Consider the following 24,814-nt stretch of genomic DNA (forward strand, 5'->3'; position numbering starts at 1 on the left):
AGTAACGATTCGCATTGTGGGGTGGGCTGAATTCAGCCTGCGGGGACTGTTTCAGTTCCCATGCGCGGGGAGCACAGGGACGATGAGCGAAGCGCGGTTTACCGGACCAATCTCAACATCTGCCGGTCCGATGGCGCCCATACAGCAGAGCCTTAGTAGTCGCATTGCCCGTTGGGGCGCAGGCGTATTCTCATCCCGCGATCAAAGGACAGATGCTGCCCAGCGGCCCAATGCTGATGAGAGCCGTGCACGTCTTTGGGCCCTGTTGTTTTCCGCAATCGTGCTCGTTGCCTTTAACGGCATTGCCGCATGGCAACTGCGGGCTGACTATCAGGCAGGCCTTGCGCAGGCGAACAGCCATGCAACCGCTCTTGCAAAGGCATTGGCCGGTGATGCTTCCATTGGCACTCTTGATACACAATCATTCGACGCTCGTGTTTCGTCCCTTGATCTGCGTCCTGGTGTGATGGTCACACGGGAACCTGCAGGTACAACACCAACACCTGGTACGTCGGCAGGCATAGAGGCGCGGTCTGTCGTCACCGGCAACATCCAGCAAGTCTCTGTCTTCATCCCTATCCGCTCCGCACTTGCGGACTGGTACGCCACACTGCCGTTTCATCTTGTCCTGATGGCAGGGGCATCCTTCTTCATCTGCGTTCTTGGGGGCGGTATGGTCCGCCAGATCGAACGCAAGACCGCCGCCGACATCGCTCTCAAAGACAGTGAGCAGCGGTTTGAACTTGCCTTTGCGGGCGCACGTTGCGGCATCTGGGACTGGGACCTGACCGCGGGCCGGCTGTATTGGTCCGCGCCGATGTTCGCGCTTCTTGGAGAACAGCCTCGCGCGGCACGTCTGAGCCCGGACCAGGTCATGAACTATGTGCACCCGGAAGATCGTCATATTCTCCAGGAGGTCGAAGACAGTGTGCGCCGCGGCACACTTGGCTATGACACGACATTCCGTTTGCGTCACTCGTCCGGTGACTGGGTTTGGGTTCGCGCCAAAGGCCAGATCTGGCGTGGACTGACCGCGAACACACAGCGCCTTGTCGGCATTGCAATCGACATCACTGAGCAAAAGCAGGCCGAAGCCCGTGAGCGTATGGCCAACGCCCGCCTACGGGACGCGGTCGAAAGTATTTCAGAAGCGTTTTCGCTTTGGGATGGCAAGGGTCGCCTCGTACTGGCGAACGAAAAGTTCCGTGCCTTCCACAACATCAACAGGGATGCCGTTCCTGCTGGCACCACAGCCCGTGACCTTGACTTGCGTAGCGCTGAGGGTGAGCTGCTGCTGCCAGGACGCATGGCGGATGCGACTGATCCCGAAAACCTGGAAGTAAAACTGCCGGGTGGTCGTTGGCTGCACCTGAGCGAACGGCGCATGCGTGATGGTGGCATTGTGTCCGTAGGTACAGACATTACGGCCCTGAAGCATCAAGAGGCAGAGCTCATTCGCAAAGGCGAAGTCCTCTCTGAAACGGTGACGGACCTTGAGGGATCCCGCCGCACGCTTCAGGCGCAGGCAAGCCAACTCGTGCAGCTGGCCGAAAAATACGCGGGCGCAAAAGCCAAAGCGGAATCTGCCAACCGGTCAAAGTCGGAATTCCTGGCCAATATGAGCCACGAACTGCGCACACCGCTCAATGCGATCATCGGCTTTTCCGAAATCATGCGGAAGCAGATGTTCGGGCCACTTGGTGCTGATAAGTACGAAGACTACGCCGCCGACATCCATGCCAGCGGGCAGCACCTGCTGGAGGTCATCAATGACATTCTGGATATGTCCAAAATCGAGGCCGGAAAGCACAAACTTGACCTTGCAGACGTCGCCCTTGCTGACGTCTTTGAAGAAACAATGCATATGGTGTCCGGACGGGCGGACGACGCGCGGGTCACGCTACTGGCGGACGCTGGAAATGTGCCTGTAATCCATGCGGACAAACGTGCCATCAAGCAGGTGTTGTTGAACCTTGTGAGCAATGGCATCAAGTTTACGCCTGCTGGAGGCACGGTCAGCATTGATGCCGAGCACGATGAAGAAAAGGGCCATGTCTCCATCAATGTTGTGGATACCGGCATTGGCATTGATGCGGCTGACCTTGCCAATCTTGGCCGACCTTTCGAACAGGTCGAAAGCAACTACCTAAAAACGCATGAAGGAACAGGCTTGGGCCTGGCGCTGTCGCGTTCGCTGGTAGAGCTACATGGCGGCACTTTCTCAATGGAAAGTGCCCCTAATGAAGGCACTTGTGTGACTGTCACGCTACCGCTTGTTGCGGCGGTAAAAGAAGCCGTCGCTGAAAACGCCCAGTCCTAACAATTAGCGATCTGGTTTCTCGCCCATGGACCTGTCTGCCCCCCCGCCAGGCCGGCGTCCAGGTCGCATCTGCTCCAGCGCGTCTGCGAGTTTGAGGCGTTGCTCATACGTCAGATTGCCAAACACTGTTGCCAATGGCTCCTGAAATGAAGTTGCGAGTTCCGAATGGGCTTTGCGCACATTGCCCAGAGCATCTGTCAGGGCCTGCGGGTCATAAGGGTCAGCCCGCAGGGCGGCTACTACACGCAGATGATTTGCCCGCACGGCTCTGAACTTCTCACGGAGGTCAGGGACACTCCTGCGGATCTCACGCTGAACGCGACGACCATCTACTGGACCGAGTGCTTCCACGAACATGCGTGGATTGGGAATCATTGCAGCGCCTGAGCCGCCCTTGGGCGGGCCGTCCCGGAAAGCGGGCCCGCCAATCAAGATCCCGGCGAAAAACAGGTTGATGGCCAGCGAGGCAAAGAGGGTTGCCTTTACCCAACGGCCCACTGCTTTGGGGTCTGTCTTATCCGTCATTTTCCCATTCCCCAAATCCAATGGAGTCACCATAGATCAAGGACAGTGCATCACCATCCGTCGTTTCCAACAAAACATAATCAGCTCCACCAGCATCAGCCGTCAGCGGCACCAGACCTTGTGCGCCCGCCCAAATTCCAACCGCCAGTGAAGCAGCAAACCCAACTGCCGGCTGCCAGACCGGCATGCCTGGCCAGAGCTGAGTTACGGCGTCCCAGAAGCGCTGTGGGGTACCGGCCTGCACTGGAGTAGACGCCGTGCCAGGCAGATCGCGGTCAGCAGCACTGGCCAGGACAGCTTCAACCAGAGAAGTCGGAACAGTGGGCTGCGGTGCAAGTGCAAGCACGCCATCAAGCGCTTCGGCTTGCTGCTGATAGGCTGCCAGTGATGGCGTATCACCAATCAGCGCCAGCGCGGCACTGCGTTCTGCTGCTGGCCACCGATGGGATGATGCACCATAAGCATCAATAATTGTCTTTACCCGTTCAGGCGTCATCACACATCTCCCAACAGTTCCTCTCTTTGGTCGAGGAGAGCCGCTTTCAGGCTTCGTCGACCCCGAGCAAGTAAAGACTCAAGCGCATCCACGCTAACATCCATGATGCTTGCCGCATCGATATTGCTCATTTCATCGAAGTGCACGAGCTGGATCGCAGCTCTCTGGCGATCCGGCAAAGCCGACATTGCTATTTCGACCTGCACAGACCTGTCGCGCACGGCAATTGTCTCAACCGCGCTTGGGGCCTCATCAATCGTCTCCGGCGCGTCTTCCAGCGGCAGTGACGTGCCATGACCCTTCTTACGAAGTCTGTCGTAACAAAGGTTCATGACAATCCGAATGACCCAGGTGCGCAGTCTTGCGCCTTTGGGAACCCAAGTACCGACGTTCTTCCAGACACGCAGGAATGTCTCCTGCGTCACTTCGTCGGCGTCTGCGTCGTTGCGCAACATACGCCGTGCCGTTGCATGTATCTGCGGTAGAAACTCGTTGACCGCTTCGCGCATTGCTGCCGCTTCACCGGACGCAATTCGTCTGGCAAAATCTTGATCCATCTCAGCAAGGCTCTCAGCTTGATCCTGCGATTGCAGCTGCGCCTGTCTATTTTTTGGCGGTGCCGCCAAATGGTCCCCCTGGTATCCGTGTCTTGGAAGCGGTCTAGCGTAGGCTAGCCCTGTTGGCGGAAGAGTCCAGTTGCCATCAATGGAACTGGCGAGTGGCGTGGCACGGACCACATCGAGATATTCCGTGGTCCGTGCCATTGTCGCTAGTTGGCCCGTTCCGCTTTGCGAGCTTCCCGCATTGCTTCACGCGCAGCCTGCATTTCTTCCTTGGTAACTTCACCATTTCCATCTGCATCCGCCTGACCGAACATCTTTTCGGTCATGTGAGCCAGGAATTCAGGTTTGGACACATCGCCACTGCCATCCGCATCGATGGATGCAAAGCGCTCTGCTTTGCGCTCGGCGCGCTTCTGAGAACGCTGTTCGGAAGCTGACGTCATTTCGTCAAGGGTCACGGCTCCGCTCTTGTCTGCATCAAGACGGGCAAACCGTGCCTCGATACGTTCGGAGCGCTCTTCTGCCGTCATGTCCCCATGACCATGGCCGTGCCGGCCTTTGCCGCCTTTTCCACGCATAGACGAAACTTCATCACTGCTAAGCGAGCCGGACTCATCCTTGTCCATACGGTCAAAGCGCTTGCCGGCCATCGCCTTTGCTTCTTCAAGCGAGATGGCGCCGTTGCCATCCGTATCAGCCTTCTTGAAGTACCCGCCGCCAGGCGCTGCAACTGCAATACCTGCGCCAAGGGCCACTGTCAGTGCGGCAATCGTAAGTGTCTTCTTCATCATCATATCGTTCCTTCGATACTTTGGGTTGTGATGCCCCACATGCCCATTTTTGTGAGCACCTCCGGCACAGCGCGCCACATGCCACAGGGGGCCATGACAAGACGCAGACGCGCTGCACCGGTTCAAAGACGCTGCAAGTGGCGGTTTGAGGGATGCCGACCGACCGGGGGCGTTCAGGGAACGCTTTACCAGCGGCATGCTTGCAGACACCTTCTGTTGGTGTTCACAAGGTCAAACGGCCACGGCCCACAAATCCGTCGAAGGACGGGAACAAAAAGAAATGGATGAAATCGGCTGATTACTGCGCTTCGGGTGGTGTTCGGCGCGCGTTGGGACAGGTGTAAAACGGCCGAGATGCAATTTTGACGGAGATTTTCTGACCGTTATGTCCCCGCATGCTGATCTCACCTGCGGAGCCCAGAATGTCCGCACGAAGGTCTGCAAGGCCAATCTGTTTCTTACATGATGGCGACCATGCAAGGCTTGCTACCTCGCCAACGATTCCCGCCGACGTAGAGATCAACCGGCCGTCTGGTTGCAGGTCGCCCTCAACCTCAATTCCAACAATTGCTCTTTTTGCACCATTTTCACGTTGCTGCATGAGAGCATTCTTGCCGGTGAAGTGTCCCCCTGAAAACTCAAGCAACGCGCCCAGTCCCACTTCGAAGGCTGAACGGCGATCGACTAGCGATGCCGTCAATGCCGACTCATAATCATGATTGGCACGAGGGTGCCCTGCCTCAAGCTGCGCCAGGTGACGCGCGTGCTGACCGGCAAAGACGGGTCTGAAAAGCTCTGCTCCCAGGCGCACCCGATCAAAGACAAACAGGGCATCGTCAACGTCACATCGAATTTCGTACCCCAGTCCGCCGGTAGCCGAAATTCGGGCAACCGTGACTTTTGCTGTTCCAACCTTGAGAGCCCGCACAGCCCCAGGTCTAAGCGCCTCGATTCCGCCCATTCCAGCTGCCAGCAATGCGGCGCAGGATGAAGGGCCATCGAGAGCAAATGTGGAAGTTGTCTCCGATACATCCTGAACAATGCAATCAAAACCACGCGTGGAAATCTTCAACCAATCCAGGCACCGAACGGGAAGTGTGAGAAGCCAATGCGATTGAGCTGATCGGATGACAACGCCGTCAGCGACCAGACCGCCTTCGTCATCACTAATGGCAACGCGGCGACACTTTCCAATGCCCACATCTCCGCCACATCCGCCCGCTAGCCGGTTGAGATACTCACAAACATCTAGACCGGACAATTGATAGGTAACGAGTCCATTCAGATCCGCCAGAGCGCACGCGTTGCGCAAGGCTGCGTGCTCACCCTCCAGATAGTCGTACACAGACGGCACGGTCCACCCAAGCACCTGCGTCCATTGATTGGTTCGATTGAACTGCGCCGTCCGTGCGTGAAGAGGCGTTGGTCGGACAGCCAGATCCCAGCTTTGGGTTTCTGTGGGGGACTTGCTCATGATCGCGCGCCCTTCGCATATTCAGTAGCTGCTGCAACTGCATTCACTGCGGGTCGGCCAGACAGTCCGCCACCTGGATGTGCTCCGGCGCCACCAAGGAACAGTCCACCAACAGGACTTCTTCCATTTGCAAGCTGCGGGATGGGGCGCATCATCATGGTCTGATCAAAAGTTACCTCGCCCTGATGCCAATCCCCTCCCGTAACGCCGCAACGGGTTTCCAGGTCTTTTGGCGTCAGAACTTCGCCAGCCATCACAAGATCAGGTAAGTCCGGCGCATACTCTCCAAGTGTCTTTATCACCCGCTTGATCAGACTATCGCTTTGGACTTCCCATCCGCCTTCAACGTCCAAGGGGATAAATGGCACGATCGCAGACAATACATGGCGGCCGTCAGGTGTCAGGCTCTCGTCAACGATACTTGGAAGCGTTGCTTCCATCACCGGGTGTGCGGGCAGCTCGCCATACTTTTGCGGGTTCGAGGCACGCTCAACTTCCGCAAGGCCCGGCGCTATGAGCAGGCGCCCCGCAAGAATTTTCTCATCAGCTTTCGCAAAGGACGGCAATTGGCCCAAAGCGAGATTCACCTTTGCAGCCGAGGCGCGCATCCTAATGGCATCGACATCACGCACCAGTCCGGCGTCAAGGTGCTTGGCCCCAACCAAACTCAGATATGTTGCCTTTGGGTTGATCGTTGAAACTACGATGGGCGCGTCGATTTCGTCACCATTGGTGAGCACAAGCCCTGTGGTTTTCTCATCTTCAACACGAATTGAGGCGACAGCGGATGAAGTTCTGAGGTCAGCGCCACTTGCCCGCGCGGCGGTTGCAAGCGCCTGCGCCAGGGCGTCAGGGCCACCTTCAACTTGCAGGGTGCCTGACGTGCTCGCTAGCTCACCAGCTCTTTGCCAGGCCCAGTAGAACAGGGAACCCGGAGCACTTGGCCCGTTGTAAGAACCAAGACTGGCATCGAGCGCCAGAGCACCTTTGAGTATGTCCGTCTCAAATGAGTCCTCTAAAAAATCACCAACATTGGAAGGCAGAAGTTGAAGCAGTTTCTGAAACGGCTCACGTCCATGCCGACGCACACGCAGATAATGTTTCGCCCATGCCATCCGCTCCTGCCAAGTTGCTGGAAGCAGTTCCGGTGATACACCTCGATGCAATGGCACCAATGCAGAGATGATGAGGTCAAACTCACCGCAGAACTTTTTCCAGGCCTCCAAGTCTCGGCTTGACCAGTTGAAGATGTTTTCGCGAGTTGCCTTGGCCTTGGGTCCAAAAACAATATGGCGGCCGTCCGAATCAAGTGCCACACGGCTCATGTTTTTTTGAAGCACATTCAAGCCGTGCTTCCTGAGGTTCAGTTTTCGAATAAGGGCTGGAGAAAACCCACTTACCACGTGGGCGCATTGGGGCACGCGCAGACCGGGCATTAGTGTACTGACACCAGCGGCCCCGCCCAGTGTTGGTAGTGCCTCGCACAGAACCACGCGCCGCCCTGCCTTCGCCAAAAGAGCAGCTGCCACAAGCCCGTTGTGCCCGCCTCCGACGATCGCAATGTCAAAAGTGTTTGCAGCGGCACTCATGCAGACCGCCTTGATCTGCGGCGCTTGCCAATATCGGACAGAACCGCGCTTGCCGCATTGGCACCAGGCGCGCCCATGACACCCCCGCCTGGATGTGTGCTTGAGCCACAAAGATAATAGTTGCGAACGGGTGTTCTGTATTGTGCCAGTTCCGGGAGCGGCCGATTGAACAACAACTGATCGAGCGTCAGCTCTCCGTGGAAAATGTTTCCCTGTGTCAGACCAATCTCGCCCTCGAGTTCAGCTGGCGTTCTGGTTTCCACATGCCGCACTTTTTGCCTGAAGCCAGGGGCTGCCGCTTCGATCTTGTCGAGCACTACGTCCTCGAGTGTCTTGCGCTTAGCCTGTGTCCAAGTGCCATCAATCAATGTGTCTGGAACATATTGGACGAACACGGATGCCACGTGCTTGCCGGGCGGCGCCAGGGTTGGATCAAGGCGAGATGGCAGCACCATCTCGATGTATGGATTGCGCGGCATGACCCGTTCTTTCCAGTCATCATATGCGCGCTCCATGTCCTCAATCGTTCCGCACAGTCGGATGTCTCCATCGAGCGACGGGCAGTCATCTGGAACGGCACTGAACTGCGGGAGACCATCCAGAGCGATATTCAGTTTAGCTGACGAGCCACGCGTCTTGAATTTCGATACGCGTTCCACAAAGCCCTTTGGCAAGCCTTTCCAGTCGAGCAGCGATAAGACGGACCTTTTGAGTTCGAGCCCTGACATCACGATACTGGCATCGATTTGCGTCCCGTCCTCCAGAACGACTCCAGATGCCCGTCCCTTGCTGACCTTGACCTCCTCAACCCCGCTTGAGGCACGAACCTCACCACCAAAGGCGTGGACTGAGGCCGCCAGCGCTTTAGACACAGTGCCCATGCCGCCGCGCACATAACCCCACGCACCACCGGCACCATCAATGCCGCCGATCCTATGATGCAGCATCACGTAGGCACTGCCCGGCGACATGGGTCCCAGCCCTGTGCCTATGGTTGCTGAGGCGGCCAGATGCGCCTTCACGACATCTGTTTCAAAATACCGATCAAGCAAATCCGCGGCGGACATCGTCCAGAACCGGACTGCATCGGCAACGCCCTCGGCTCCCATGGCGCCGGCGTCCGAAAGCAAAGAGAGTGTTCGACGGAGTTTTGACGGAGAGAGTGAGGCTGGGTCGGGAGGCGCCTGCATCAGCAATGGGGCCACCAGATCGGCCTGTCGCCGCATGTCTCGATTGTATTGCTGATAGGCGTCTGCATCGCGTTTTGAAAAGCGAGAGATTTCGCGTCGCATTACATCCGCATGAGAAGAGGCCGCCAGATAACGGCCATCTCCCATGAGCGTGAGTGAGCCATGATACGGCATGACCCTCAGGCCGTGCTGGACTAGATCAAGATCGCGAATAATTTCCGGACGCAAAAGACTGAGAGCGTATGAGCAGCTTGAGTAGATGAAGCCGGGTTCAATTTCCCGGCTAACAGCCGCACCGCCAATATATTCGTTCTTCTCTACGACAAGCACACTGAGGCCAGCACGCGCCAGATAGGCCGCTGCTGTGAGGCCGTTGTGGCCCGCACCAATGACAATGACGTCGAAGCGCTCCATGTGGATCAGGCTATGAGTGACCTGCGCCACCCATCCTCCATAAACAGTCTATTGGGAGTAAACACAGTCAATGCGGCCTTCAAGCGGCGGCGCGCGTTAAGGATAACAGCGTTGGGATGCCCTAGATGGCTACTTTCGTCAGGAGCGCATCAAACGCCGCATCAACAACAGCTTTCGCCTCCGTAAGCTCCCGTTCCACGGCTGTGAAGCTTGGCACATCAATGGCCCGCGCCAGGCGGCTTTTTAAGGCTTCTGCCGCAGTCTCCGGCACGAATTTATCCTGCACCGCTATGCGCAGTATCTGCGTCAGATTGTTGAACTTGTCTGCGGCCGTCATCAGCTCTTCCCCTACCGATGAACCAAGGACATCCGCCTGGACCAGTTTTTCGAGTGCAGCCCTTGTTCCCGTATCCAGCACCTCAGGTTTGTCCTGGCAGTGCATGAGCTGCAGTCCCTGAGCGATGAACTCAAGGTCAACCAGTCCACCCCTTCCATGTTTGATGTCCCAGAGGTCTTCGCTACCCAGCTCTTTGTAAATTCGCGCCCTCATATCCACGACATCACGCGCGACTGCGCCCGGCTCGCGTTCCTCGCATAGTGCCTGCGCAATTGCGGTCGAAACTTTTTCCCGCATTTCTGGCGAGCCGGAAATGACGCGTGCGCGTGTCAGTGCCATCTTCTCCCACGTCCAAGCACTTTCATGGTGATACGTCTGAAAACTACGCAACCTTGTTGCCAAAGGACCGGCGTGACCCGAAGGGCGCAATCGCATGTCGACCTCATAGAGAGGGCCCTCAGCGGTTGGCGCTGTCAAAGCACTGATCAATCGCTGGCAAACGCGTGTGTAGTATCTGACACCGTCAATTGGACGTTTCCCATCTGACTCTGAAGTTTCGCCTTCGAAATCATAAATGACGATCAAGTCAAGGTCAGACGTTGCGGTCATCTCTGAGCCGCCGAGCTTGCCCATGGCAACAACGGCCATGTCTCCGCCGGGCAAGCTGCCATGATTGATCTCAATCTCCCGAGTCGCGACCGGCACCATGCCCTGAACAAGGGCAGTTGCAAGGTCTGCATAGGCCTGACCAGCCTCACGAGCAGGTGCTGTTCCCGTCAAGACCTGAACCCCAATCTGGAACATCTGCTCGCGTGCATAGATGCGTGTGAGATCAAGTGTCTGCTCAAACCCATCTGCTTCCAGAACGACTTCTGCAACCTCGATCGAGCGCTGCCCTTCATCAGGAAGAGGCCCGTAGAAGTCCGCTGCAATGACAGCCTCCAGAACATTGGGATGTTCCGAGAGATATCTGGCAAGCATGGGAGCGGATCCCATAATGGCTGCCAGGAGGTCCATCAGTGCGGGATTTTGATACAGCAGGGAAAAAAACTGTACGCCTGCGGGCTGGCCGGAAAGAAAAGTGTCGAACCTGGAAATTGCCTGATCCGGATTGTCCACTGTTGCCAAGGCACGCAGTAGTGAGGGCGTCAGCTTTGTCAGAAGTTCCCGCGACCGCGCGGCCCGCGTTGCTGGAATACGACCAAAGTGCCAACCACGAACAATGTCTATAACTGCCGCCGGGCCTGAAAAACCCATCTCGTTAAGTGCACGTAACGTGGCCGGGTCGTTGTCTGTGCCGCTAAAGACGAATGCCTCATCTTCCTGGGCAGCAGACGGCTCATGCTCAAACAGCTGTGCATAGTGCTGCTGTACTGTTTCGAGCACACTTCGAAGTCTCACCCGAAAGGCTTCCTCATCCGCAAACCCCATAAAGGCGGCGATGCACGCAACGCCTTCCTTGTTGCGCGGCATGCGATGGGTCTGCTCGTCATTCACCATCTGCAATCGGTGCTCAAGGGTGCGTAGGAACACATATGCATCGGTCAGCTCTTCGCGTGCCTGGTCAGAGACCCACCCTTCAGCGACCAACGCCTGAAGCATTTCAATAGTGGCTCGGCCTCTAAGGGCTGGTAACTTTCCACCGCCGATCAACTGTTGAATCTGAACGAAGAATTCGATCTCACGGATCCCACCGCGGCCGAGCTTTACGTCGTGCCCCTCGATCGCAATTGCACCGTGGCCGCCATGGGCGTGAATCTGGCGCTTGAGGGAATGAATATCGTCGATTGCCGCAAAATCCAGATATCGTCGCCATACGAAAGGCTCCAGCATGTTGAGTAGACGTCTGCCGGCCGCCAGATCACCTGCGCATTCGCGTGCCTTGATCATGGCGGCACGTTCCCAGTTTTGCCCCATGGTCTCATAGTAGGTTTCAGCGGCCTGTGCGGAGATGGCAATATTTGTTGACCCGGCGTCAGGTCGAAGACGCAGATCGGTTCGGAACACATATCCACCGCCGGTTGGTTCCTGGAGCACTTTGACAAGGTCTCGGGTAAGGCGGACGAAGAATGATCCGGGATCTATGCCTTGTGCGAATTCAAGACCGTCGGGCTCGTAAAACACGATGATGTCGATATCGCTGGAGTAGTTGAGTTCGAATGCTCCGTGCTTTCCCATCGCGATGACAATGAGGCCAGAGCCTGTGGTCGGCACTTGCTCATCTGCAAGTTTGATGTCGCCTGCCGCAGCTGAGCGACGCAGTAACCAGCAGCACGTCGACTCGATCACCGTATCTGCAAGGATCGTGAGAGCATGCGTGACGCTTGCCAGTGGCCAGGCAGTGGAGACGTCCGCTGCTGCAGTCAGCAACGCAACACGACGTTTTGCGGTTCGTGCCACTTCCATTAGGGCAGCTTGGTCCTGTGCCGCTTCCATTTCAGCTCGGCATGCCTGCAGCAGCGTGTCCAGGCTTTGGGAGGCTTGTTCCGTCAGCAGGGATGGCAAGACATCTGCCTCTCGCACAAGCAGGCGGGCGAGGAAGGGAGAGTTGCCAGCCAGAGCGGCTAGGAGCGCTTTTGCGCGATCGTCCTTGAGCAACTTACTCAAGGCTGGATTGGCGCCATTGGTGGAATGGGAGGCGGCTTCAAGTTCCTCAATGGTCCATTCAGCGCGGGTTTGATCTGACGGCATCAATGATGCCGTGCTGAGCGATTCCAGAGGCGACGTGCTAACAGGTGGAGCCATGGTGCCAACTCTCAAACGAAAAACCCGCCGACGCAATACGCCGGCGGGTTGATCATATTCATGCAAAGGCCGGACAGCTTATGTCGCCATCCAGATTCTTGGCCAGCTTAGCAGCCGGCTGCGTCTTTAAGCTGAGCGGCTGGCTTGAAGCGAAGCACTTTTGATGCCTTGATCTTGATCGCTTCACCCGTTTGCGGGTTACGCCCCATACGCGCTGCGCGCTTGGAGATTGTGAAGGTCCCGAAAGTACCGATTGTGTACTTGCCTTCCTTCTTCGCGCCCTTCAGGCCTTTTTCGATTTCGCCGAACACGAGCTCAACTGCGCGCTTGGCTTCTGCCTTGGACATGTCGCCTGCAGCTGCAACATTCTCGATAAATTCTGCCTTGCTCATCTTAATTGCCTCTTCACTGACCTATTGGCAGCGCGCGTTCGCGCGCCTGATGTTGTGCATTGGTGCCCTTAAGACACCGGATACTTCGTCTCCGGGCCTTGCGACCACAGCTTGTCCATTGAGCGCCGCCCAAAGCAATTTGCTTCCGACTCACATTCAAGAACTGTGTCATCTGTCGATATGTGTGTTTTGCCATTGGCGCAAGCGGTTTTGGGACAGGTGCCCTCACCAAACCCATATAGGGCAAGGGTTTGGTGGAGCCGTTACTCTAAAACCCACTTGACTACTGGCAATGAAGAGTTCGACGCATAGAAAATATGATTCGGAGCATGGCATTCAGGTGCGCGTAGACGCGTTTAGTCTCAGCACATGAATGATCTCAAATACGAGACCAATCTCGCTGGCGATCTTTGCAATCTGACCAGGGTCGTCTGCTCGCTTGAACATGCCGCCACCCTCAAAACGGTCGCCACCACCGTTGATGGTTATCAAAAGACGGTCGCCATCGAACGCCAACTGAAGCTGTCCGCCTACGGTATCGGCCAACTGCGTCACCCGTTCCATGAAGGTCGGCGTCAGCAAATATCGCGCTTCAACTTGATCATCAGAAAAGACTTCAAACAGCTTTTCAAAGCGAGGGTCTTCCAACCGCACCCGCTCATTGCTTTTTCCGAAACCACCAAAGAAGTTACCAATCACACCGCCGTCGCTGGTGAGAATGGTCCGTGCAGCAAAAGGCTTGGGAAATGTAAAGCGTGCCAACAGGCCATTGAACACGGTGACGTAGTACGTCTCCGTTCGGCCATCGCTGTCTGTGCGTGTCCGCCGGTCTTCGAGATGCGCTTCACACAGGGTGAAGCTCACTCCTTCATGGCTACCTTCAATTTCATCTTCAAGTGATCGTCGGTCGTAGCTGGGGATTATTCGGACATCTCGGAACCAATCCAGCTGGGCGGAGATGGGATCTGCGTTGTAGGTGAACCCAAGGAAGGTGCTCAACCGGTGCAGCACCTCGCCCTTCACACGGCTTGTCACCTCAGACACGCTGGAGGTGTAGTAGGCCATCACACCAATAACCGCGATCACTACGACAGCAGCAAGAACGAAACCAATCCAACCCGATGAGAACCCGCCCAAAAACCATATGGTCAGGAGCGCAGCGGCACCGGCTGACAAAGCAATTGCCGAGTATTTTTTGAGCTTCCCGTGGGCAGCTTCGCGCAGTTGTTCTTGCTCAATCAGATAAGGCTCAAGCTCACGCTGATAGAACGCCGATAGACCCTCAAATGCCGGGTATGAGGCTTCAACTTCCTCAAGTGATTTTGCTGCGTTGGCCATCAGACCGCCTGCCGCTATTTGAGAAAGTCAGACGCGTCAACCGGAGCCCGCGCGGCTTCCTCAATTTCATAGAATGGCATTGGGTGTACACCCGCCATATTGGCAATGAGACTACCTGGAAAAATCTGCACTGAATTGTTCAAATCGGTTACTGCTGCGTTGTAGAAACGCCGGGATGCGGAGATATGTCCTTCCACCTCGGAATAGGTTTCCTGCGCATTGACCATGGTCTCCGCTGAACGTAGCTCGGGATAAGCTTCAGCCGTTGCAAAAAACCGCATCATGCCGGATTGGAGCCGTTGCTCCGATTCAATATGATTCTTGACAGCTGCGGGATCAGATTTGTCGTAGTCGGACATTGCGTTGGCACGCAGCTCAGTCAATTCAGTGAGCAATTCCTTTTCGTGCTCCATGAACCGCTGAGCGATCTTGAGCACATTGGGGATAAGGTCATGGCGCTTACGCAGCTGCACATCGATAGATGACAAAGCTTCCAATGCCCGATTGCGCCGTCCAATGAGTGTGACGTACCAAACGTAGCCGCCTATCAGCACGACAGCGATCAGGCCAAGCAGGATTTCCATCAAGATTTCCTTATGAACAAACGAATGCGGAAATAGCCGACCCATAGTATGCACAAGCAATGGTCGGATTTGAAAGGACATAACAATGCGGATTGCGTCGCTGATACACAATGGGCGCCAAAGCCTTGGAGTTGTTGATGATAGGGGTGTGCGTCCGGTTCCAGATTTTGCAGACATTCCCAAGAGCCTGATTGATGTCCTGCCTGAATCTGAGGTTCTACTGGAGCGGATTTCCAAGTCTGTCGCAGATGTTCCGCCGCTCCTGCTCGATGATGTTTCCCTTCTGGCACCCATTCCGATGCCGGGGAAAATTCTGGCCATTGGACTCAACTACCGGGCTCATGTTGAAGAGACCGGTCGTGAGGTGTCACCGCATCAAATCTGGTTCAACAAGCAGCGCACCTGTATTGCGGGGCCTCATGACCTTATCGACAAGCCCGTCGCATCCGACATGGTGGACTACGAAGGTGAGTTGGTGGTGGTAATCGGCAAGCGATGTCGGCATGTTCCGGCGGACCGGGCTCACGAAGTCATCGCTGGGTACATGGTCGGAAACGACGTGTCTGTGCGTGACTGGCAACGCCGCACGCCGACAATGCAGATGGGCAAAAGCTTCGATACCCACGGGCCGACCGGACCATGGATGGTCACCGTCGATGAAATTAAGGACCCCCAGAACCTGACCATTAAGACATCGGTCAATGGAGAAGAGCGTCAAAGCTCCAACACATCGTCGATGATCCACTCCATTCGGGATCAGATTGAGCACCTGACGACCGCCTTTACTCTGGAGCCGGGTGACCTGATTTTTACTGGCACGCCTGAAGGCGTGGGAGCGGCAATGGACCCGCCGCAGTTTCTGAAAGATGGCGATGTTGTTCGGATTGAAATCGGCGATGTGGGCGCAATCGAGAACCGCGTGGCAGATGAAGTAGCGAAGACGATTGTCGGCTAGTAGCACCGGCCGCTATTCAGCTGCAATTTCGCTGGGGCGACGGCGTGCTCGTCGGGCGAGCGAGATCACTACCCGCAGGCCAGGCTGATTATCCTCAAGCCGGAGGTCACCGCCATGCAGACGCGTCACGGCGCTCACAAGGCTCAGTCCAAGACCACTCCCGGGCGTATTGCGGCTCTGCTCAAGGCGCACAAACCTTCCAAGCACACGCTCTCGGTCATCAACCCCCACACCTGGACCATTGTCAGCAACGGTAACCTCAGCTCCCAGCATGCCGCGACTCTTGACTGACAGCTGGACAGCTGACCCGCCTGCTTTTCCACCGGCGTGTTTGATTGCATTGTCGAGGAGATTGGCAATCGCCTGAGCCAACAACTCCCGGTGGCCGCGATATTCTAGATCTGGCTCGATATCCAAGGTCAGGGAGAGGCCAGCTTCGTCGGCTACCGGCTCATAGAGCTCAGCTGCATCCTGAGCCAGTGCGCTCAAATCGACCCAAGCCATGCCGTCTCGCGCAGCGCCTGCTTCGGCGCGTGCGATCAACAAGAGTGCGTTGAACGTTCCCAGAAGTTCGTCTGCTTCAAAAATGGATCGTTCTAGTGCCTCGGCGTATTCTTCCTGGGTTGCCGGTTTCATCAAGGTCACTTCCAGGCGGTTCCGCAGACGATTGAGCGGACTTCTCAGGTCATGGGCAATGTTGTCAGTCACCTGCCGCATTCCGGACATCAAACGCTCGATTTGGTCGAGCATGTCGTTGAGGTTTTCCGCAAGCTGATCAATCTCGTCGCCGGCACCCGAGACTGGAATGCGCCGTGAAAGCTCACCACCCATAATGTCCTTGGCGGTGCGGTTGATATCGTCAATACGCGCCACCACGTTGCGGCTGATGATTGCACCGCCGACAATGCCAAGTACGATCATGGCGGCCACTGCCCATGCAAGAGCATTGGTTATCTGTGCTTCAAGGCGGCGACGTTCTTCAATGTCCTGGCCGACCAGCAGACGCATATCATCTGGAAGCCGGGTCGCGATTGCTTGCGCTTCGTGGGTTTCAATTTCGCCTTCGACCGTGCGGCGACCATAGTCAAAGCTGATCCAACCGCCATCACCTGGTTGGGCATCCGGCCATACATCCAGGTTGCCACCCAGCTTTTCACCATTCGTGTCCTCCAGCAGATAGAGGTTCTGCCGTGGATCACGTGCCTTGGTAATCACGGCAAGGACCAGACCAGCACGGCCGCTTTCGTCAAGCTGAGTGACAAGTGCAATTGTTTCCGCCTGCACAGTTGCCTCGGTCTGGCGGGCAAGGAAGCCAGCTGTGTTCCAGTACAGGTATCCGAGCAGGGCACTGGAGGACGCCAGAAACAGGGCGAGATAAACCAGCGCCAGCCGGAAAGTTGTCGTGGAAAGGAGCTTACTCTGGGGCACGCAACGTATAACCCGCGCCACGCACCGTATGGAGCAGGGGCGTCTCAAAGTTCTTGTCGATCTTAGCTCGCAAGCGCGACACGTGAACGTCGATTACGTTGGTCTGCGGATCGAAATGGTACTCCCAGACATTTTCGAGCAACATCGTTCGCGTAACGACCTGCCCCGCGTGCTTCATGAGATACTCCAGCAGGCGGAACTCTCGCGGCTGCAGATCAATGTCAGTGCCGTCGCGTGTCACCTTGCGCGACAGAAGGTCCATTTCAAGACCTCCAACCCGCATGCGGGTTTGCTGTGCCTCACCCGGGCTGGCACGCCGAACAAGCACTTCGATGCGAGCAAGAAGTTCAGCGAAGGCAAACGGCTTTGTCAGATAGTCGTCGCCGCCAGCGCGCAGGCCGCTGACCCGATCTTCTACCTCACCAAGCGCGCTGAGAAACAAGACCGGCGTCGTGCGGCCTTCGTCGCGCAGAGAAGAAACCACCGACAATCCATCCTGCTTGGGCAGCATGCGGTCTATGACCAGCACATCGAACTGGCCGGACATGGCGAGGTTCAACCCATCGTCTCCGTCTGCTGCGTGATCGACCACATGGCCGCTTTCGCGCAGACCCTTGACGATGTAGGCGGCTGCCTCGACGTCATCTTCCACAACAAGGACGCGCACGTCTTCTCCTACGGTTTGAAGTGTTTGCTGCTGCATTGCTTCGGCCTCCAGCTTACGCCGGGCAGCGGCATGCCGCTACCAGCGGTTACCGGGGATGTGCTGCTGTCTAAGCAGCGCGATTTGGAGAGAAAAAGGCCGCACCGGCGCACTCGTGGGGGAACACGAAACAACGTGGCGCCGGTGCGGCGACTTGAACGACCCTGTGTGATGGAATTTGAAAAGGGCCGCCTCCAATTTGCTACGCCGAATCAAATGACCCGACACAGCATCCCGGAATACTTAAGAGTTTCGGCTCCCCAGCCTTACAGCCCGCTTGCGGCCACATGACATTTTGGTAATGAAGCGTCACGTTTGGGTTTGGGTGGTGCGGACCACTAGCTTGTTTTCCAAGGTGCGATGGACAGGGCACTTGTCCGCTATCTCCATCAGCTTGCGGCGCTGCTCATCATCCAGATTTCCGGATACTTCGATTTCCCGGTTCATGACATCAACCTGACCTTGCGTATTGCCATCTGTGGCAGTGCATTCCTCACAGTCATCTACATGAATGCGGTCATGCCCCACACGGACAACTACGCGTTCCATGGGAATTGATTTTCGGTCCGCATAAAGTCGCATGGTCATAGCGGTGCAGGCACCAAGTGCAGCGTTCAAATACTGATACGGCGTTGGTCCGGTATCCAACCCACCATAGCTTTCCGGCTCATCGGCAAGCTGAACATGCTCGCCAGCTAGGACCTGCGACTGAAACTTGCCCTTGCGCGTTTCTACAACGGTGACGCGTTCTGGATCAGGTTTTACGAGGGCCTTCTCTTCCACAGCCTCTTCGCCGAGGTAACGAGTGGCCCATGAGGACAGCACATCAGCGACGTAGGTGGCATCGGCCCGACGGGAGAGAAGATGATCCGCATCATCAAGGGACACAAAGCTCTTCGGGTGCTTCGCTGCCAGAAAAATCTTCTCGGCATTTTCAATTCCAACGGTCGCATCCCGCGGACCGTGAAATACGATGAGTGCTTTCTTCAGGCTGGCGATACGCGGTGAGATTTCCTGGCTGCGAATATCGTCCAGAAAGGCTTTTCGAATGCGGAACGGCCGACCGGCGAGCTCCACTTCTGCTTCACCATCCGCCTCGATATCACCGATTTTGGTGCCAAAGTTTTCCGCAACGTGGGCCGCGTCAGCCGGGGCGCCAATGGTGGCAACGGCCTTTGCCTCCGGCACATCTCCAGCGGCGGCAAGTACGGCGGCACCGCCAAGGCTATGGCCGATCAGAATGGACGGCGCCTCGTGGGTATCGCGCAGATAATTTGCGGCGTGAACCAAGTCAGCCACGTTGGATGAAAAATCCGTGTTGGCAAAGTCGCCGTCAGAGTGGCCCAGGCCGGTAAAATCAAAGCGTAGGACTGCGATACCATGATCACACAGCCGTGACGCAATGCGGGTCGCGGCAAAAATGTCCTTGGAGCAGGTAAAGCAATGGGCAAAAAGCGCATATGCGCGGGGTTGCCCCTTGGGCATTTCAAGCCGGCCAGCCAACTTTTCGCCAAGGCTGCCTGTAAATTCGATGCGTTGTATCTGCTTGGCCATGGTGCCCCATCTTTGATTTGTTGGGGCACTGAAGGTTGCTGTCAGTCGGATTTGCCCAAAATCTGACCAACCCGCAGGCGTTCTTCATCGCTCAACGGAGTGCCCTCTTCCGCCAAGCTGTCAACGCTCCGGTTCATAAAGTAACGAACCGCAAGCCCCCCGGCCAATAACAACACGATGAACGGCCCAAACCAGAGCAAATAGGTGTGTGGAGCCACTCGCGGCCGCAGCAGCACATATTCACCGTATCGATCCACCACGTAGTCCATGACCTCTTCGTCGGTGTCCCCCTGGACCAGACGGTCACGCACCAAAATTCGCAGGTCTTTTGCCAAAGGGGCATTCGAGTCGTCGATCGACTGGTTCTGGCACACCATGCAACGTAGGTCTGCGCTCAGTGCGCGAGCCCTTGTTTCCAAAGCCGGGTCGCTGAGAACTTCGCTTGGCTCATAAGCTTTCGCTGGCGCAGTCGCGACGGCTATGACCACCGCAAGGCTGAGAACACCAGCCTTGAGCATCCCGACCAGCCACGAGGCGCGCGCAGTCATGCGGCAGCCTCACCGGCCGCAGATGGCGTATTCGCCTTTTTGCGCGCTGGAGCCCCGACGCGCAGCCGCCGGTCAGAGAGAGAGACAACACTGCCCAGTACCATGATGATGCAGCCTACCCATACGAGCGGCTGAAGCGGATTGTGATAGGCGCGAACAATCCACTGGGTTTGGCCTGGCGCAGTGCCGGGTTGTGGATCGCCAAGCACGACATACACATCGTCGAGAATGGTCGTTCGGATGGCAGCTTCGGTCGTCGGCATTTTTGCGACCGGGTAGAATCGTTTTTCCGGTGTGAGCTGACCAACAACGGTGCCGTTACGATTGACCGTGAAGATGCCGCGATCTGCTTCGTAGTTAGGCCCGGGTGCAGGAGTGACGCCATCAAAGGTCAACTCATATGGACCGATCTCAAGCGTCTGGCCTGCTTGCATCAACACCACACGTTCCTGCGCGCCCGCTGTGACACCAACCACGCCAAAGACGAGCACGCCCACACCTGCATGGGCGATTGCCGTGCCCCATGCAGAGCGCGGCAAACCTTTGAGACGATTCATGCTTTGGCCAAAGGGTATTTTGCCAAGCTTCACGCGCTCCGCGATTTCAACGCCTGCACCGACCACCAGCCACGTTGCAATGGCCAAGCCGACAGCGGCCAAAATCGGTGCCCCCTCAACAACGAAGAGGGCGATGAGGCCCACAACAAGTGCCGCAACGGCAGCTGCATAGAGCCGTTGTGCTGTTGCAAGGGCATCAGCTCGTTTCCACGCCAGCATTGGTCCGAACGGCACCAACAGCAGCAAGGGAAGAATGATAGGAATGAATGTGCCGTTGAAGAACGGCGGCCCAACCGAGATTTTTTCGCCGGTCACGCCTTCAAGGACGAGTGGATACAACGTGCCGATAAGCACAGCCGCTGTAGATGCTGTGAGCAGCAAGTTATTGATCACCAGCGCGGACTCGCGGCTCACAGGCGCAAAAAGTCCGCCAAGTTTGAGACTTGGCGCTCGCCAGGCATAGAGCGCCAATGCGCCGCCAATGAAGAAGATCAGAATGCCCAGTATGAAAAGGCCGCGTTCCGGATCAACGGCAAAAGCATGCACGGAGGTGAGTACGCCAGAGCGCACGAGGAATGTCCCCAACAAGGACAGCGAGAATGCCAGAATGGCCAACAACACGGTCCATGATTTCAACGCGCCGCGTCGCTCAACAACGATTGCGGAATGGAGCAAGGCTGTTGCCGCTAGCCACGGCATGAGTGATGCGTTTTCAACCGGATCCCAGAACCAGTATCCGCCCCAACCCAGTTCGTAGTAAGCCCACCAACTTCCAAGTGCGATGCCAACCGTCAGCGATGCCCATGCAGCCAGCGCCCATGGGCGGACCCAGCGGGCCCATGCTGCATCAACGCGACCTTCGATGAGTGCAGCAGCCGCAAATGAGAAGGCTACTGACAGCCCCACATAGCCGCCGTAGAGGAACGGCGGATGAAAGGCGAGGCCCGGGTCTTGAAGAAGCGGGTTTAGATCTGTGCCGTTTATCGGCGTGGGTGACAGGCGCACGAAGGGGTTGGATGCCAGCACCACGAACAGGCTGAATACCGCGCCAATGAGTCCCTGCACGCCCAGAACACGCGCCTTCAATGAGTCCGGGAGATTAGCGCCGAAATTGGCCACGCTGGCACCGAAGATTGCCAGGATCAGGACCCACAGGAGCATCGACCCTTCATGGTTCCCCCAAACACCGGTGACCTTGTAGAGCATCGGTTTGGCGGAATGGCTGTTCTCATAGACATTGATGACGGAAAAATCTGACGTCACGAATGCATAAGTCAGCGCGGCGAAAGAAACGATCAGCAGGATCACCTGAAGGCTTGCCGCCCGAGATGCCATCACCATCAACCGCGCGTCTGCCAGCGCCGGCCCATATAGACCAAGGCCGGTTTGGACAACCGCGACAGCCAGGGCGAGCACGAGTGCAAAATGCCCGATTTCAGGAATCATTCGGTTGTTTCCTTCCACTGGCCTGATGCCTTCAATGCATCAGCGACCTCAGGAGGCATGTAGTTTTCATCGTGCTTGGCAAGGACCCGGGACGCCTCAAAACGGCCGGTAACCTCGAACTCCCCCTCAGCCACAATACCCTGCCCTTCTCTAAAGAGATCCGGCAGTATGCCGCCATATGCGACCTGTATGCTGTTTTGGGTGTCCGTCACCGAAAAGATGGTTGAGGCGCCTTCTTTACTGACGCTTCCCTCGACTACGAGTCCGCCGATGCGGGCATATTCGCCTACCGGCATGCCTTTTTCCGCCACGTCAGTGGGGCTGTAAAAGAAGACCACCGTGTCCTCAAGCGCGCTAAGCGCTAGAATCACAGCGGCGCCGAGTACAAGTACCGATACGCCAATAAAGGCAGCGCGGTAGGACTTGCGGGTGCGTGGTTTTCTGGTGCGGGTCATTTGACGATCAATATACCGCCCCGCCGTCCATCCGCCCAACGGTCAAAAGATCGCATAGTCAAATTGGGGAATTGAGTGCTCAGGGCCAGGGGTGCGCGCGATTAAGCCAGATCCAGAGCTGACAGTGTCGCAGGACCGGCAATGCCGTCAGCAACAAGGCCAACTTCATCCTGGAACTGAGTGACACAACGCTTGGTCCCGTCATCGAACACACCATCAATGTTGATGGCCCAGCCACGCTCTGCGAGCGCGCGTTCGAGGGCCTCCACATCCGGGCCGGTCATTGCCGGCGTGGTCAGACGTAGTGTCCTCTGCTGTGTATCTTCAGCTGTGACGCGCACAGGTGGCACGCCGAGGACGTGCTGGTTGATCTGCTGCCCACGCACTGAAAACGGTAAGGCGAGGGACCAATTGTTGTTGTCCATCAGGGACGAAAACGCATCCATCCGGTAGACGGTACGTCGCAGCAGATGGTTGGAATGTCCGGCCAGCCACGCGCGCCGTTCGGCAACATAACGATGCACCCAACCACGCTGACCGATAATGGCAGGCCGCCCGTGCCGCTCGTTGACACGGTCTCGAATGCGTATCCATGACCCATGCACCTTTCCGTCATAGACCACGGCAAGTGCCAAGGGATCACCGATGCCGAGGCTGCCTGCAGCAACCTCGGCTGGTGTCCAATATAGACGATCAAAGAACGCATCCTGGACTTCCTGCATGACAGGGTCGGCACCCGCTTGGGTCAGGAGCGAGCGAAACTCGAAGTCGTGATCCAATGCCAGGTCAATGTCTTCAAGCCGCCTCAAGTATCGCGATAGCTGACTGGACAGGGCCGCATTTGCGGCCTCGCAATAGGCCTTTATGAGCAGATGCAGATTTCCAGAACCAAGTGTCGTCTGTGCCCGACCATAGGTGAGATGGCCACTGTCACCTGGCAGCAATGTGACCATGGCGTAGTCACCGCCGGGTGTTCCGGTCTCAAAAACATTGATGATGGCCTGTGCGGCGCGTTTTTGAAGGAATGTGAGGGGCATGGGGGATCCTGTTGGCTCGTTGCGCGGAAACAAACGCGATCTTCGACACACAACTCAGGATATCACGGCACGCAGCGAGCGGGGATAAACGACTTTTTCTGGAGTGTTATTCCGCCGACGCGTCGTCCGCACCTGGCGACTCAATCCCCAGCTCACGCGCCACTGAAATGAGCCGCGCGGCGGCAGCTGTGTCCGGTGCCAGGTTTTCCAATGCCCGTTTCAGCACATCCTGGGCGGCATCTGTTTCACCCAGCACCATGCGAGCGCGCATGAGCTGACGCCATTCAGCTTCACTTCCCCCATTGGCGGCAAGTCGTTCATCAAGCCCATCAACCATACCTTTTATAGCTGCAGCTCTATCTTCGTCGGGAAGTGCCGCTATGGATTCTTCTGCGGAAGGTTCGCTTTGCTCCGCATCCAAGGCTGCAAGACTCTGGGTGACCATTCGGGCCCAAGGCAAATCCGGGTCGGCGTTTTCCTTAAGCTCCTGCCAGATAGCGCGTGCAGTGTCTCTGTCACCTTCCTGCAGGGCGGCAAGGCCCAGGAAGTAATTTGATTGAGCGTGGGCAGCATCCAAGGACACCGCGCGCGCAAAGACGGCTGCAGCTCGATCACCGACCAAGCCTTCGTCAGCAAAGACCAGAGACTCACCCAGATCCGCCAACCGCTCAGCCGTGGCGCCATCAAGATCGATCAACCGACCATAGGCGGTCGCCGCATCTTCGAATCGACCCATGCGTCCGTAAATTGGCGCAACCACGCGCCAGCCGTCAGCATCGCCAGGGTTGGCGCGCAGATGTTCTTCAACACGCGCGACCAGTTCATCAAGGCTCTGCTCTTCGGGCGCCTTGGAAATCCGTTCAGCGAAGGGTTGCGAGGGCAATCCTGGAGCACCGGAATAAAGATAAAGAGGGACCGCAAGGAATGGCATCGCCACGACCAGGATCACAGCAAACTGCGACCCAGCTCTGGTTTGAGAATTGCTTTCCGCGGTGCGTGCAGCATCCGCAATGAGCAAGCGGCGGGAAATTTCCGTCCGGGCCGCCTTCGCCTCAGCTTCACCAATCATGCCGCGTTCCAGATCGCGGTCGATCTCTTCGAGCTGGTCACGATAGACCGCAACGTCACTGTCAGCGCGGCCGCGCAAAGCCCTGCTGCGACGCAGTGGTGTGAGAACGAGATAAACACAGACCAAAACCAGAATGGCTGCGAATATCCAGAAAATGACGGGTCCGGTCATAGGGTCCAAGACACTGATTGGGGCAGGCGACGAGGATGGTCGCCAATCACTGAGGAAATACTCTAAGGTGATGTATCACCCATCAGACGCTATCGCCACGGGCGCTAACGTCGCGGCCTGCACGAGACTACGC

21 protein-coding genes are annotated in these 24,814 nt (G+C 56.8%); 2 read left to right on the forward strand and 19 right to left on the reverse strand.

The window, feature by feature from the left end; translation table 11 throughout:
• Positions 1-82 precede the first annotated feature (82 nt).
• A complete protein-coding gene (locus tag ABXH05_RS14400) occupies positions 83-2,320 on the forward strand; it encodes a PAS domain-containing sensor histidine kinase (protein ID WP_353561715.1) in 2,238 nt (745 codons plus the stop codon).
• 3 nt (positions 2,321-2,323) lie between these two features.
• Here ABXH05_RS14400 and ABXH05_RS14405 read toward each other — a convergent pair whose 3' ends face one another.
• The 11 genes from ABXH05_RS14405 to ABXH05_RS14455 form a co-directional block, all read right to left on the reverse strand.
• Complete coding sequence (locus ABXH05_RS14405; protein WP_353561717.1) at positions 2,324-2,845, reverse strand: periplasmic heavy metal sensor; 522 nt, start codon at positions 2,843-2,845, stop codon at positions 2,324-2,326.
• The gene (locus ABXH05_RS14410) at positions 2,835-3,341 is read right to left on the reverse strand and encodes a hypothetical protein (protein WP_353561719.1); all 507 of its coding nucleotides are present in this window, start codon (positions 3,339-3,341) and stop codon (positions 2,835-2,837) included. Before ABXH05_RS14410 ends, ABXH05_RS14405 begins: the two co-directional genes overlap by 11 nt.
• A complete protein-coding gene (locus ABXH05_RS14415; RefSeq protein ID WP_353561721.1) occupies positions 3,341-4,105 on the reverse strand; it encodes an RNA polymerase sigma factor in 765 nt (254 codons plus the stop codon). Before ABXH05_RS14415 ends, ABXH05_RS14410 begins: the two co-directional genes overlap by 1 nt.
• Positions 4,106-4,110: 5 nt before the next feature.
• The gene (locus tag ABXH05_RS14420; protein WP_353561723.1) at positions 4,111-4,692 is read right to left on the reverse strand and encodes an EF-hand domain-containing protein; all 582 of its coding nucleotides are present in this window, start codon (positions 4,690-4,692) and stop codon (positions 4,111-4,113) included.
• A gap of 301 nt (positions 4,693-4,993) precedes the next feature.
• The gene (locus ABXH05_RS14425; protein ID WP_353561725.1) at positions 4,994-6,169 is read right to left on the reverse strand and encodes a glycine cleavage T C-terminal barrel domain-containing protein; all 1,176 of its coding nucleotides are present in this window, start codon (positions 6,167-6,169) and stop codon (positions 4,994-4,996) included.
• Positions 6,166-7,758: a phytoene desaturase family protein gene (locus tag ABXH05_RS14430; RefSeq protein WP_353561727.1), complete on the reverse strand. Its 1,593-nt coding sequence runs from the start codon at positions 7,756-7,758 to the stop codon at positions 6,166-6,168. The genes ABXH05_RS14425 and ABXH05_RS14430 overlap by 4 nt, the downstream gene beginning before the upstream one ends.
• Positions 7,755-9,392, reverse strand: a complete 1,638-nt coding sequence (locus ABXH05_RS14435; protein ID WP_353561729.1) for a phytoene desaturase family protein — start codon at positions 9,390-9,392, stop codon at positions 7,755-7,757. The genes ABXH05_RS14430 and ABXH05_RS14435 overlap by 4 nt, the downstream gene beginning before the upstream one ends.
• A 91-nt stretch (positions 9,393-9,483) precedes the next feature.
• On the reverse strand, positions 9,484-12,444 hold the full coding sequence (locus ABXH05_RS14440; protein ID WP_353561731.1) for a bifunctional [glutamine synthetase] adenylyltransferase/[glutamine synthetase]-adenylyl-L-tyrosine phosphorylase: 2,961 nt from the start codon (positions 12,442-12,444) through the stop codon (positions 9,484-9,486).
• A gap of 107 nt (positions 12,445-12,551) precedes the next feature.
• Positions 12,552-12,836: an HU family DNA-binding protein gene (locus tag ABXH05_RS14445; RefSeq protein ID WP_043948689.1), complete on the reverse strand. Its 285-nt coding sequence runs from the start codon at positions 12,834-12,836 to the stop codon at positions 12,552-12,554.
• A 336-nt stretch (positions 12,837-13,172) separates the two neighbouring features.
• Complete coding sequence (locus ABXH05_RS14450; protein WP_353561733.1) at positions 13,173-14,174, reverse strand: DUF3137 domain-containing protein; 1,002 nt, start codon at positions 14,172-14,174, stop codon at positions 13,173-13,175.
• A 14-nt stretch (positions 14,175-14,188) separates the two neighbouring features.
• Positions 14,189-14,758 (reverse strand): LemA family protein, encoded by a 570-nt coding sequence (locus ABXH05_RS14455; RefSeq protein ID WP_353561735.1) that lies wholly within the window; start codon positions 14,756-14,758, stop codon positions 14,189-14,191.
• A 148-nt stretch (positions 14,759-14,906) separates the two neighbouring features.
• Between ABXH05_RS14455 and ABXH05_RS14460 the strand changes: the two genes are divergently transcribed.
• Positions 14,907-15,713 carry a fumarylacetoacetate hydrolase family protein gene (locus ABXH05_RS14460; protein ID WP_353561737.1) on the forward strand — a complete coding sequence of 269 codons (807 nt, stop codon included), beginning with the start codon at positions 14,907-14,909 and terminating at the stop codon, positions 15,711-15,713.
• Positions 15,714-15,725: 12 nt separating this feature from the next.
• Here the strand turns inward: ABXH05_RS14460 and ABXH05_RS14465 are convergent, their stop codons facing one another.
• From ABXH05_RS14465 to ccmI, 8 genes are all read right to left on the reverse strand, one after another.
• On the reverse strand, positions 15,726-17,141 hold the full coding sequence (locus tag ABXH05_RS14465; RefSeq protein ID WP_353561739.1) for a sensor histidine kinase: 1,416 nt from the start codon (positions 17,139-17,141) through the stop codon (positions 15,726-15,728).
• On the reverse strand, positions 17,128-17,844 hold the full coding sequence (locus tag ABXH05_RS14470) for a response regulator transcription factor (protein WP_275450962.1): 717 nt from the start codon (positions 17,842-17,844) through the stop codon (positions 17,128-17,130). The genes ABXH05_RS14465 and ABXH05_RS14470 overlap by 14 nt, the downstream gene beginning before the upstream one ends.
• Positions 17,845-18,153: 309 nt before the next feature.
• The gene (locus ABXH05_RS14475) at positions 18,154-19,398 is read right to left on the reverse strand and encodes a bifunctional alpha/beta hydrolase/OsmC family protein (protein WP_353561741.1); all 1,245 of its coding nucleotides are present in this window, start codon (positions 19,396-19,398) and stop codon (positions 18,154-18,156) included.
• Positions 19,399-19,439: 41 nt separating this feature from the next.
• Positions 19,440-19,946: a cytochrome c-type biogenesis protein gene (locus tag ABXH05_RS14480; protein WP_461495499.1), complete on the reverse strand. Its 507-nt coding sequence runs from the start codon at positions 19,944-19,946 to the stop codon at positions 19,440-19,442.
• A complete protein-coding gene (locus ABXH05_RS14485) occupies positions 19,943-21,949 on the reverse strand; it encodes a heme lyase CcmF/NrfE family subunit (RefSeq protein ID WP_353561742.1) in 2,007 nt (668 codons plus the stop codon). Before ABXH05_RS14485 ends, ABXH05_RS14480 begins: the two co-directional genes overlap by 4 nt.
• On the reverse strand, positions 21,946-22,404 hold the full coding sequence (gene ccmE, locus ABXH05_RS14490) for a cytochrome c maturation protein CcmE (RefSeq protein WP_348139614.1): 459 nt from the start codon (positions 22,402-22,404) through the stop codon (positions 21,946-21,948). The genes ABXH05_RS14485 and ccmE overlap by 4 nt, the downstream gene beginning before the upstream one ends.
• 101 nt (positions 22,405-22,505) lie before the next feature.
• Positions 22,506-23,441 carry a chitosanase gene (locus ABXH05_RS14495; RefSeq protein WP_353561744.1) on the reverse strand — a complete coding sequence of 312 codons (936 nt, stop codon included), beginning with the start codon at positions 23,439-23,441 and terminating at the stop codon, positions 22,506-22,508.
• Positions 23,442-23,547: 106 nt separating this feature from the next.
• Entirely contained in the window at positions 23,548-24,681 is a 1,134-nt protein-coding gene (ccmI, locus tag ABXH05_RS14500) for a c-type cytochrome biogenesis protein CcmI (RefSeq protein WP_353561746.1), read from the reverse strand.
• Positions 24,682-24,814 lie beyond the last annotated feature (133 nt).

It is taken from the genome of Pyruvatibacter sp. HU-CL02332 (assembly GCF_040362765.1).
Taxonomy (GTDB): domain Bacteria; phylum Pseudomonadota; class Alphaproteobacteria; order CGMCC-115125; family CGMCC-115125; genus Pyruvatibacter.